Raw genomic sequence first — 9,448 nt, forward strand, 5'->3', positions numbered from 1 at the left:
CCGCGCGGCTGGGGCTACGGAACGATGACGTTCGCCGGGTCCGGCCGCAGCTCCGGCGGCGCCTGGCTGTAGTCGCCGAACGGACCGTCGCGGCGGGCGACGACGGCGGAGACGCCCTCGGCCTTCGCGGTCTCGATGAAGTCCAGCGCGTCGGGCGTGTTGCGCATCAGCCCGTCGAGGATCGGGCCGAGCGTCTGGGTCGAGGCCAACCCCATGTTCTCGTAGGCGTGGTTGACCACCAACTTCATCGCGGCCAGCTGCGAGCTTGGGATGGTGGCGAGCTCCGCCGCCAGCGCGGCCACGCGACCTTCGAGCTCGGCGAACGGCACGGCCTCGTTGATCAGCTCGACGTCGGCCGCCTGGCGACCGTTCAGCGGCCGGCCGGTCAAGGCGTGGAACTTGGTCCGGGCGAGGCCGAGCCGGTAGATCCACATGCCCGACAGGTACGCGCCCCACATCCGGCTGTAGGGCGTTCCGATGACCGCGTCCTCGCTGGCGATCACGAGATCCGCGCAGAGGGCGAAGTCGCTCCCGCCGCCGACGCAGTACCCGTGCACCTGCGCGATGACCGGCTTCGGCGACCGCCAGATGGCCATGAACTTCTGCGTGGGCGCGATCTCCCGCGCGGTGGCCATCGCGAAGTCCTTGCCAGGATCCCAGCGGCCCTCGGTCATCATCGCCTCGCCCCAGTGCTCGAAGCCGCCGCCAAAGTCATAGCCCGCGCAGAACGCACGGCCGGCGCCGCGGATGACAATCACCTTGACCTCGGCGTCGCGCACCGCCTGGCCCACCGCCGCCTCGACCTCGTCGGGCATCGGTGGCACGATCGTGTTCAACCGCTCAGGCCGGTTGAGCGTGATGGTGGCGACGGCGTCGGAGACGGCGTAGAGGATCGTCTCGAACTCGGGGGCGGCGGACATGGCGCCATCTAACCGGGCGCCAGCGTGTCCAGCAACCCGGTGACGCGCCGGGTGATCTCCTCGCGCGTCGCGCGCACCTCGTCCAGCGACTGGCCCTTCGGGTCGGGCAGGTTCCAGTCGACGTAGCGCTTGCCCGAGATGTACGGGCAGGCGTCCCCGCAGCCCATCGTCACGACGACGTCGGCCTGCTCGGCGAGCTCGCGGGTCAGCCGCACGGGACGACGGCCCGACAGGTCGATGCCGATCTCTGCCATCACGGCGACGACCTCGTCGTGGACCCGGCCGTCGGGGTCGGCGACGCTGCCGGCCGAGAGGGCGGTGTGGCGGCCTTGCGCGGCCCGCTCGAACAGCGCGCTGCTCATCTGCGAGCGCCCGGCATTGTGCAGGCAAACGAACAAGACGGTGGACATCAGGCGGGCGCGGCACCGGGCGGTGTCTGCGGCGCGCGGATGAACTGATAGGCGAGCGCTCCGACGGTCGCACCGATGGTGGGCCCGACGAGGTAGATCCAGAAGTGCGTCCACGTCCCCGACGCGAGCGCGGGCCCGAAGGAGCGCGCGGGGTTCATGCTCGCGCCCGAAACCCCGCCGCCGACGAGGATGTCGAGGGTGACGGTGCCGCCGATGGCAATCGCCGCACCGGCGCCGACGGCGCGCGTGTCGGTCGCCACGGCGATGATGATGAACATCAGCAGCGCGGTCAGTACCGCCTCGTACAGCAGCGCGGTGGGCGTGCCGACCGCGGCGACGTTGGCCCCGAGGTTGCCGGGCGCGTCGGGCCACGCGGCGAGCAGCACGCCACCGCCCGCCGCGGCCCCAAGCAGTTGCGCGCCGATGTAGGCGACGGCCTCGCGGCGCGGAAAATGGCGGGTGACGGTGAACGCGATCGTCACCGCCGGGTTGATGTGCGCGCCGGAAAGGTGGCCGGTGGCGTAGACCAACGCCATGATCGCCAGACCTGAGACCGCCGCCTGCGCCGGGAGACCGAGGATCGCATGGTGCGAGGCCTGCGCCGCCGCCGCGCCTCCGACGCAGAAGACCAGCGCGCACGCGGCGATCGCCTCGGCCGTCGCCCGGCGAGCGAGGTCCGGCCGGCCAATCGTCAACTCAGCCACGCGACGAGCTCGTCGGTGGCGTGGGCGACGAGGTAGTAATAGGCCCACAGCCCACGACGCTCGGTCGCTACCACGCCCGCGTCGACGAGCACCTTGAGGTGCTTGGACAGCGCCGGCTGCGACATGTCGAACAACGGCAGCAGCTCGCACTGGCAGACCGCTTCGGGTGCTGCTTTGCGCAGCGTGTCGACGATCCGCAGACGCGTCGGGTCGGCCAGCGCCTTGACGGTCGCGGCCAGGTCTGCGGCCTGCTCGACACCGAGGTCGGGCTCGACGGGCGGGACGCAGCAGCCGCCCGATTGGCGCTCGCGTGGACTGAGGACCGGCAGGGTCGCGTGCACCGGGTGCACCATACACAACCTCTTGGTTATGACCATGCCATTTGGTTATGTGTTGGTGCGGCGAGCAACGGATCGCTGATCACCGTAAGAGACACAACTGTCTGCAATGATCGCTTCACATGGCAATCTGGCTCAAGCCCTTCGGCGAAGACCACCCACACGAGCCGATCGACTCCCCCACCGACCTCGCCGCAAAGGGAGACCGACGCACGTTCTTCGAGCCGATGAGCGTCGACGAGCGCGGCGTGCCGCAGCTCACACTCGCCGGCGTGCCGTTCGGCAAGCCACGGTATGAGATCGGTGACCTGATCGCCCCGTACTGGAACGGATCGCACGAGATCACTGAGATCTGGGAGGTCATCGAGGCCCCAAAGCCGGCCGAGCGGGCCGCCTGGTCGTGGCAGACGCAGGTCCAGCTCGTCGATCGCATCGCCGGGCTGCCGATCACGGATCTGGACATCAAGCCCCAATCCCTGGGCGCGCTCGTCAAGCTCCGTCTTCGCGACCATCGCGAGGCGATCCTCACGGCGGCCTTCGGGCTCTGAGGCGACCGAAGCGGGCGACGGGGGTCGAACCCGCGACCTTTGGCTTGGGAAGCCAACGCTCTACCAACTGAGCTACACCCGCGAAGGTCCGGGCAGTCTAGCGGCTGCCTCACGGACGGCGCTGGTCGAGTTAGCGTGCACATTGCCGGTCAACTCGACCGAGAGTGGGGAAGTTGGGCGCGGACGGCCACCCGCGGCCGCGCAGCCTAACGTCGGCCCAACGCGCCGCAGCAATACCCTGTCGAGTCGTGACCGCCAGCCGCCGTCGCCCTGTTGTCCCGATCGTCGTCGGCCTGCTTGCCGCGGCGTTGGTGGGGCTGCTCGTCTACGGCGTGGTGCATGGTGGCGAGAACACGACGCTCGATGATGCGGTCAAGCAGGGCAAGCTGCCGGCGGCGCCGGGCCAGACGCTGAAGCGGCCGCTGCTCAGCGGCGCCGGGGAGGCGTCGATCGCCGACTACCGGGGCAAGGTCGTGGTCCTGAACTTCTGGGCGTCGTGGTGTGAGCCGTGCATCGCCGAGGCGCCGGTGCTGGAGAAGGCGCAGACGGCACTCACCGCGAGCGGCAACGGCACGGTGCTCGGCGCGACCTACGAGGACGTCGGCGACGACTCCAAGAAGTTCGAGCGCGAGCACCACGTCACCTACCCGTCGATGCGCGACGTGAGCACCGACCTCGCCCACAAGTACGGCACCAACAAGCTGCCCGAGACCTTCGTGATCGACCGCAAGGGTCGGATCGTCGCAATCTCGCGCGGTCAGATCAGCCAGAAGTTCCTCGACGGCGCGATCGCCAAGGCGGAACTGTCGTGACGCGCACCGCACTCGCGCTTCTGCTCGCGCTCCTCGCGCTCGCGGCAGCAGGCGCCACCACGACCACCGCCCTCGCCGCCGACGCCACCCGCGCCTCGTTCACCGACATCGAGGACGAGGTCATGTGCGTCGCCTGCGGGGTTCCGCTGACGATCGCCGACTCGCCCCAAGCCGACCGCGAGCGCGCCTACATCCGCTCGCTCGTCGCCAAGGACCTGACCAAGGACCAGATCAAGACCGAGCTCGTCAGCACCTACGGCGACCGCGTGCTCGCCCTCCCGAAGGGCAAGGGCTTCGGCCTCGCCGCCTACCTCGTCCCGATCGCGATCGTCCTGGCGATGCTCGCCGGGCTGGCCGTCCTCCTTCCCCGCTGGCGTCGCAACCGCGACGGCCTCGGAACCGCGATCGCGCCCGACGGCCCGCCGCTAACCGACGCAGACTCGCAGCGCTTGGCGGAAGATCTCGCCCGCTACGACGTCTGACCCTCGACCACATGCTCGCCGCCGCCACGACCAACAACGTCGACACGACCGTCTTCGCCGCCTTCGCGGTCGGCTTCGTGTCGTTCATCTCCCCCTGCGTGCTCCCGCTCGTCCCCGGCTACCTCAGCGCGATCTCCGGCGTCACGATCGACGAGATGCGCGGCGAGGAGCGCAAGGTCGGCAAGGTCCTCGGCCCCGCGATCATCTTCTGCCTGTCCTTCACGATCATGTTCGTGGCCTTGGGCATGTCGGCCACGGGCATCGGCTCGACGCTGCACGACCACCAGGACACGCTGAACCGGATCGCCGGTTGGCTGATCGTCGTCCTCGGCGTCTTCTTCGTCTGCACGCTCTTCGTCCCGCGCTTCAACCAGGAGTGGCGCCCGGAAGCGCTGATCACGCGCGCCGGCGCGGGCGGCCCGGTCGTCGCCGGGCTCGCCTTTGCGGTCGCCTGGACGCCGTGCGTCGGCCCGACGCTGGCGAGCATCCTCGCCGCCGCGTCGACCTCCGACACCGTCGGCAAGGGCGGCCTGCTGCTGGCCTTCTACTCGCTGGGTCTGGCGATCCCGTTCCTCCTGACCGCCGTCGCCTTCGACCGTGCGACCACCGCCTTCCGCTGGCTGCGCGACCGCTACGTGTTGGTCACCGCCGTCTCCGGCGTGATCCTCATCGTGATGGGCCTGCTCATCGTCACCGGCGAGCTGGCGGTCCTCAACGCCAAGGCCCAGCACGGCCTGTCCAACCTCGGGCTGGACTTCATCTACAACTTGTAACCCACGCCAGCACCCGGCGCGGACGCGGTGTTCGAGCCGCCAGGCGAGAACCCGCAGCGAAGCTCGCCCTCTGGGCGAGTCTTCGCCTACATCTCCTGCGGCGCGCTCACGCCCAGGAGATCCAGCGCCCGCGCGATCGTCCGCTGCGCGGCGACGCTCAGCGCGATCCGGAAGGACTCGAGCTCCTCCGGCTCGACATCCACAACCTGGCAGTCGCGATAGAACGCCGTGAACGCCTGCGCCAACTCATAGGCATAGGACGCGATGCGATGGACCGCACGCCGCTCGGCAGAGTCCACAGCCTCCTGCGGCCAGGCCAACAACTTGCTGATCAGCGCCCGCTCGGACGGGTGCAGCGAAAGACCCGCGGGAGCGCCGGCGGCCAGGGCCGCATCCACACGCTCGGCCCCCGCCTTGCGCAGCACCGCCGCGATCCGCGCATGCGCGTACTGCACGTAGTACACGGGGTTCTCGGCGCTCTGGCTCGTCGCCAGCGCCAGATCCAGCTCGATCGTCGTGTCATGCGAGCGGTTGAGCAAGAACCAGCGCGACGCGTCGACGCCGATCTCCTCGACCAGATCGTCGAGCGTCACGAACTCGCCCGCGCGCTTGCTCATCGAGACCTTCTCGCCGGCCCGGACGAGGTGGACGAACTGCATGATCAGCAGGTCGAGCCGGTCCGGATCGCCACCCAGCGCCTGAAACGCAGCACGCATCCGGCCGATGTAGCCGTGATGGTCGGCGCCCAACACATACACCATGCGATCGAAGCCGCGCTCGCGCTTGTTCTGCGCGTAGGCGATGTCGGAGGCGAAGTAGGTGTGCTCGCCGGACGACCGCTCGATGACGCGGTCCTTGTCGTCGCCGAAGTCGGTGGTCCGCAACCACAAAGCACCCTCGGACGTAAAAGAGTGCCCCTGGGCGGCCAGCACCTCAAAGCCATGAACAACGCCCGAGGGCGAGCCTTCGTGCAAGGACTTCTCGCTGAACCACACGTCGAACTCGACCCCGAACGCGTGCAGCGACGCCTTCGCACGCGACACCATCATCGCCACGGCCTCGTCGCCGACCTCCTCGACCGGCCGCTCCGCCGCGCCCTCGATCTCCAGCGCGAGCGTCGCGACGTACTCGCCGACGTATCCGTCCTCGGGGATCTCCTCGCCCCGTGCGCGCGCCTGCACCGACCGCCCGAAGTTCGCGACCTGCGACCCAAAGTCGTTGATGTAGAACTCGCGCGTGACGTCATGGCCGACGAAGGAGAACAACCGCGCCAGCGCGTCGCCATAGGCCGCGTTGCGCGCATGGCCCACGTGCAGCGGGCCCGTCGGATTGGCGGAGACGAACTCGACGTCGACCTTCTCGAAGACCGCGGCGCTTCCCGCCCCGAAGCGATCGCCCGCGGCCAGGACGTGGCTCAGCGCATCCAGGTACCACGCGTCGCTCAAGAACAGGTTCAAGAAACCCGGCCCGGCGACCTCCACGCGCTCCAACGAGGCACCCAGCCCAGCGGTCAGCTCCTCGGCCAGCCGCCCCGCGACATCCCGCGGCGCCGCCTTCATCACCGGAGCGAGCAGCATCGCCGCGTTGGTCGCGTAGTCGCCATGGTCGGCCTGGCGCGGCCGCTCCAGCGTCGGGCGGCTCTTGGGCGCGGGCGCGCCCTCTCCTGCCGCGGCCGACGCGGCCGCCTCCACCGCGGCGCGCAACGCGTCCACCGGATGGCTCACAGCGACGCTCCGGTAGATGTATGGGTTGGGGTGAAGAGGCTCTCGAGACGATCCATGGTGCGCGGCGTTCCCATGGCCATGATGACGTCCCCGACCGCCAACACGATCTCCGCCTGCGGCTGGGGCTGGAAGCCGCCCGCCGCCGGCTTCAGACCGACGATGTAGGAGCCGCCGCGGATGTCGCCGATCGTCTGCCCCACACCGGCGCAGCCGGCGGTGACCGTGATCTCCTCCATGCGGTACTCGGCGGCCACGTCGCGGACGCCGGAGACCTGCGGATGCAACGCGATCCGCGCCATCTCCCCGCCCGAGGACTTGTAGGGGGAGATGACGCGCGAGGCGCCCGCACGCACCAGCTTGCGCTCCGAGTCCTCCTGCGAGGCCCGCGCGACGATCGCGATGTCCGGCGAGAGCTCGCGCGCCGTCAAGGTGATGAAGACGTTCTCGGCATCGGAGTCGACGCACGCCACAACGGCCCGCGCTCGCTCGATCCCCGCCTGGCGCAACGCCCGGTCATCCGACGGCTCGGCCTCGATGAAGCGCACGCCGACGCCGCTGGCGAACTCGCGGTTGGCCGGGTCGGCGTCGATGACCACGTAGCGCGCGCCGGCGCCCTTGAGATCGCGCGCGACCTGCCGACCCACGCGGCCGTAGCCGCAGATGATGAAGTGGTCGGTGGTCGCGTCGATCATCTTCTGCATCCTACGCGCGGCCAGCAGGTCGGCCACGTGCCCGGCGACCAGCAGCTCGGTCACCGAGACCAGCCCGTAGAAGAGCGTTCCGACGCCCAGGACCGTCAGCACGACCCGGGAGATCTCGACGCCGAGCTTGTGCTCCGGCGGGTAGGCGCCGGTGGTCGCCACGACGTCCAACGCGTGCAGGAAGCCAGTCCACAGCGAGACGCTCTCGGTCAGCGAGAGCGCGACCGTCCCGACCGCGATCAGCCCGGCGATGCCGAGGCCCAGCTTCGCGAGCCGTGCGACGAACTGCGCCAGCTCGCGCTCGGCCGGGGTCCTCGGGGTGCGGTCGTGGTCGGCCATCAGTAGTGATAGGGCTCGTTGCCGAGGATCTTGTGCGCGCGGTAGACCTGCTCGAGCAAGACCACGCGCGCAAGTTGATGGGGCAGCGTCATCGGGCCGAACGACAGATGGTGGTCGACGCGCTCCAGCTCGACGCCGCCGAAGGCGCCGCCGATGACGAACCACACGTCGCGGCCCTCTTGGCGGCGCACCTCCATCCAGCGGCTGAAGGCGACCGAGTCCATCGCCTCGCCGCCGCTGTCGAGCAGTGAGACGAACGCGCGCTCCGGGATCCGCTTGGCGACCTGCTCGTCGTCGCGCACCTCCATGACCTCGACGCGCGCCTGACCGCCCAACAGCTTGCGATAGTGCTGCACGTCGTCGGCATACGGAGGCTTGATGCGGCCGACGGCCAGCACGACGATCTTCATGAGGTTGCGATACTGGCACGCATGGATGACGAGCACCAAGAGCCCGAGCGCCACATCAACATCCAGTTCGACCCCAAGCAGATGGCCGGCCACTACGCGAACTTCGCGAACGTCAGCCACTCCGACTACGAGTTCACCGTGACGTTCGCGCGCGTCGACCACGAGGTCGAGGACGACGAGGTCCCCGGCGTGGTCGTCACGCGCGTCAACCTCTCGCCCAAGTTCATGCGCGAGCTGATCGACGCCATGCAGGACAACTACTCCAAGTGGCAGACCCGCGAGGGCATCAAGAACCTCCCGGAGTACGGCGGTCCCGATGATCCGGGCGGGGTGGGCGGGCCGCATTCCGACTAGATGTGCCGGATCGGCACGGCTTCGTAGGTCCCAGCGGTTGCCCTCGCTGATTGCCTCTGAGATGCTCGTTTGACCATGGAAGCGCAGCACCGAGGCGGTCAGCGGTGCCAGTCCTTCTCGCTTGCGGGATGAACCGGCGCCGCTGGTCGGCTCGATAGCCTGACGCATGGGTCTGAGCGCCGACGGGCGCTCTTTTCACATGCGCATCGCGGTCCTCTCCGACATCCATGGCAACTTGCACGCTCTCGACGCGGTCTTGGCCGACGTGGAGCGCGAGGACGTGCACGAGATCTGGTGCCTGGGCGACATCGTCGGCTACGGGGCCGACCCCAACGACTGCTGCGCGCGCGTGCGCGACCAGGTCGACATCGTGCTCTGCGGCAACCACGACATGGCGGTGACCGGCGAGCTGTCGCTGGAGGAGTTCTCGCGCGGCGCGGCGATCGCGGCGCGGTGGACGCAGGAGGTCCTGCGCCCCGACCACGCCGCGTGGCTGCGAGCGCTCTCGCCGGCCGGTGAGGCGCGCGAGGTCGGCGTCTACCACGGCAGCCCGCGCGATCCGGTGTGGGAGTACGTCCTCAGCTCCCTGCTGGCGGAGCTCTGCTTTGACGCGATGGGGCCGCGGCTGGGTCTCGTCGGTCACTCGCACGTCGCGCTCTCCTTCGTGCGGCCGGAAGGCGAGCCCGCGACCGGCGAGCCGCGCCGCGGCGGCGATGCCGTCGACCTCTCCACCGGAGAGTGGATCCTCAACCCCGGCAGCGTCGGCCAGCCACGCGACGGAGACTCGCGCGCAGCCTGGCTGCTGCTCGATCTCGACCTCTGGCGCGCGCAGTGGCGGCGCACTGAGTACGACATCTCCGGCGCCCAGGCCGCGATTCGCAACGCGCGGCTACCGGCCTCGCTCGCGGAACGCCTGGAGTACGGTCAATAGGC

General features: G+C 69.5%; 13 protein-coding genes and 1 tRNA gene. 6 read left to right on the forward strand and 8 right to left on the reverse strand.

Annotated features, from left to right (window positions below; all coding sequences use genetic code 11):
- Positions 1 to 14 precede the first annotated feature (14 nt).
- The 4 genes from VGO10_RS13845 to VGO10_RS13860 are packed head-to-tail and all read right to left on the reverse strand — an operon-like array spanning position 15 to position 2,375.
- Positions 15 to 920: a crotonase/enoyl-CoA hydratase family protein gene (locus VGO10_RS13845; RefSeq protein WP_327469268.1), complete on the reverse strand. Its 906-nt coding sequence runs from the start codon at positions 918 to 920 to the stop codon at positions 15 to 17.
- An 8-nt stretch (positions 921 to 928) separates the two neighbouring features.
- A complete protein-coding gene (locus VGO10_RS13850; RefSeq protein WP_327469270.1) occupies positions 929 to 1,330 on the reverse strand; it encodes an arsenate reductase ArsC in 402 nt (133 codons plus the stop codon).
- Positions 1,330 to 2,034, reverse strand: a complete 705-nt coding sequence (locus tag VGO10_RS13855; RefSeq protein ID WP_327469271.1) for an aquaporin — start codon at positions 2,032 to 2,034, stop codon at positions 1,330 to 1,332. The genes VGO10_RS13850 and VGO10_RS13855 overlap by 1 nt, the downstream gene beginning before the upstream one ends.
- Entirely contained in the window at positions 2,022 to 2,375 is a 354-nt protein-coding gene (locus VGO10_RS13860; protein WP_327469273.1) for a metalloregulator ArsR/SmtB family transcription factor, read from the reverse strand. The genes VGO10_RS13855 and VGO10_RS13860 overlap by 13 nt, the downstream gene beginning before the upstream one ends.
- A gap of 119 nt (positions 2,376 to 2,494) precedes the next feature.
- Here VGO10_RS13860 and VGO10_RS13865 point away from each other — a divergent pair, with 119 nt between their 5' ends.
- The gene (locus tag VGO10_RS13865; protein ID WP_327469275.1) at positions 2,495 to 2,920 is read left to right on the forward strand and encodes a hypothetical protein; all 426 of its coding nucleotides are present in this window, start codon (positions 2,495 to 2,497) and stop codon (positions 2,918 to 2,920) included.
- A gap of 9 nt (positions 2,921 to 2,929) precedes the next feature.
- Here the strand turns inward: VGO10_RS13865 and VGO10_RS13870 are convergent.
- A tRNA-Gly gene (locus tag VGO10_RS13870) sits at positions 2,930 to 3,002 on the reverse strand.
- A gap of 166 nt (positions 3,003 to 3,168) precedes the next feature.
- Here VGO10_RS13870 and VGO10_RS13875 point away from each other — a divergent pair.
- Genes VGO10_RS13875 through VGO10_RS13885 form a run of 3 tightly spaced genes read left to right on the forward strand, consistent with a single transcriptional unit; the run spans position 3,169 to position 4,987 of the window.
- Positions 3,169 to 3,732 (forward strand): TlpA disulfide reductase family protein, encoded by a 564-nt coding sequence (locus VGO10_RS13875; protein WP_327469277.1) that lies wholly within the window; start codon positions 3,169 to 3,171, stop codon positions 3,730 to 3,732.
- Positions 3,729 to 4,214, forward strand: coding sequence for a cytochrome c-type biogenesis protein (locus VGO10_RS13880; RefSeq protein ID WP_327469279.1), 486 nt, complete (start codon positions 3,729 to 3,731; stop codon positions 4,212 to 4,214). Before VGO10_RS13875 ends, VGO10_RS13880 begins: the two co-directional genes overlap by 4 nt.
- A gap of 11 nt (positions 4,215 to 4,225) precedes the next feature.
- Entirely contained in the window at positions 4,226 to 4,987 is a 762-nt protein-coding gene (locus VGO10_RS13885) for a cytochrome c biogenesis CcdA family protein (RefSeq protein ID WP_327469281.1), read from the forward strand.
- 86 nt (positions 4,988 to 5,073) lie between these two features.
- Here VGO10_RS13885 and argS read toward each other — a convergent pair whose 3' ends face one another.
- From argS to VGO10_RS13900, 3 genes are read right to left on the reverse strand one after another with little or no spacing between them, the layout of a single operon-like run.
- The gene (gene argS / locus VGO10_RS13890) at positions 5,074 to 6,711 is read right to left on the reverse strand and encodes an arginine--tRNA ligase (protein ID WP_327469283.1); all 1,638 of its coding nucleotides are present in this window, start codon (positions 6,709 to 6,711) and stop codon (positions 5,074 to 5,076) included.
- Positions 6,708 to 7,751, reverse strand: a complete 1,044-nt coding sequence (locus VGO10_RS13895; RefSeq protein WP_327469285.1) for a potassium channel family protein — start codon at positions 7,749 to 7,751, stop codon at positions 6,708 to 6,710. Before VGO10_RS13895 ends, argS begins: the two co-directional genes overlap by 4 nt.
- The gene (locus VGO10_RS13900; protein ID WP_327469287.1) at positions 7,751 to 8,161 is read right to left on the reverse strand and encodes a 23S rRNA (pseudouridine(1915)-N(3))-methyltransferase RlmH; all 411 of its coding nucleotides are present in this window, start codon (positions 8,159 to 8,161) and stop codon (positions 7,751 to 7,753) included. The genes VGO10_RS13895 and VGO10_RS13900 overlap by 1 nt, the downstream gene beginning before the upstream one ends.
- 21 nt (positions 8,162 to 8,182) lie before the next feature.
- On the opposite strand from VGO10_RS13900, the gene VGO10_RS13905 reads away from it, so the two are divergent.
- Together VGO10_RS13905 and VGO10_RS13910 are read left to right on the forward strand one after the other, a co-directional pair.
- Complete coding sequence (locus tag VGO10_RS13905; RefSeq protein ID WP_327469289.1) at positions 8,183 to 8,515, forward strand: DUF3467 domain-containing protein; 333 nt, start codon at positions 8,183 to 8,185, stop codon at positions 8,513 to 8,515.
- A gap of 166 nt (positions 8,516 to 8,681) precedes the next feature.
- Positions 8,682 to 9,446, forward strand: a complete 765-nt coding sequence (locus VGO10_RS13910; RefSeq protein WP_327469291.1) for a metallophosphoesterase family protein — start codon at positions 8,682 to 8,684, stop codon at positions 9,444 to 9,446.
- The last annotated feature ends 2 nt before the right edge of the window (positions 9,447 to 9,448 follow it).

This window comes from Baekduia sp., assembly GCF_035996765.1.
Classification (GTDB): Bacteria; Actinomycetota; Thermoleophilia; order Solirubrobacterales; family Solirubrobacteraceae; genus Baekduia.

Excerpts from the sequence above, each read along its gene's own strand:
- VGO10_RS13845 (WP_327469268.1), bottom strand. The coding sequence starts at position 920 with ATGTCCGCCGCCCCCGAGTTCGAGACGATCCTCTACGCCGTCTCCGAC.
- VGO10_RS13850 (WP_327469270.1), bottom strand. The coding sequence starts at position 1,330 with ATGTCCACCGTCTTGTTCGTTTGCCTGCACAATGCCGGGCGCTCGCAG.
- VGO10_RS13865 (WP_327469275.1), top strand. The coding sequence starts at position 2,495 with ATGGCAATCTGGCTCAAGCCCTTCGGCGAAGACCACCCACACGAGCCG.
- VGO10_RS13885 (WP_327469281.1), top strand. The coding sequence starts at position 4,226 with ATGCTCGCCGCCGCCACGACCAACAACGTCGACACGACCGTCTTCGCC.
- VGO10_RS13895 (WP_327469285.1), bottom strand. The coding sequence starts at position 7,751 with ATGGCCGACCACGACCGCACCCCGAGGACCCCGGCCGAGCGCGAGCTG.
- VGO10_RS13900 (WP_327469287.1), bottom strand. The coding sequence starts at position 8,161 with ATGAAGATCGTCGTGCTGGCCGTCGGCCGCATCAAGCCTCCGTATGCC.
- VGO10_RS13905 (WP_327469289.1), top strand. The coding sequence starts at position 8,183 with ATGGATGACGAGCACCAAGAGCCCGAGCGCCACATCAACATCCAGTTC.
- VGO10_RS13910 (WP_327469291.1), top strand. The coding sequence starts at position 8,682 with ATGGGTCTGAGCGCCGACGGGCGCTCTTTTCACATGCGCATCGCGGTC.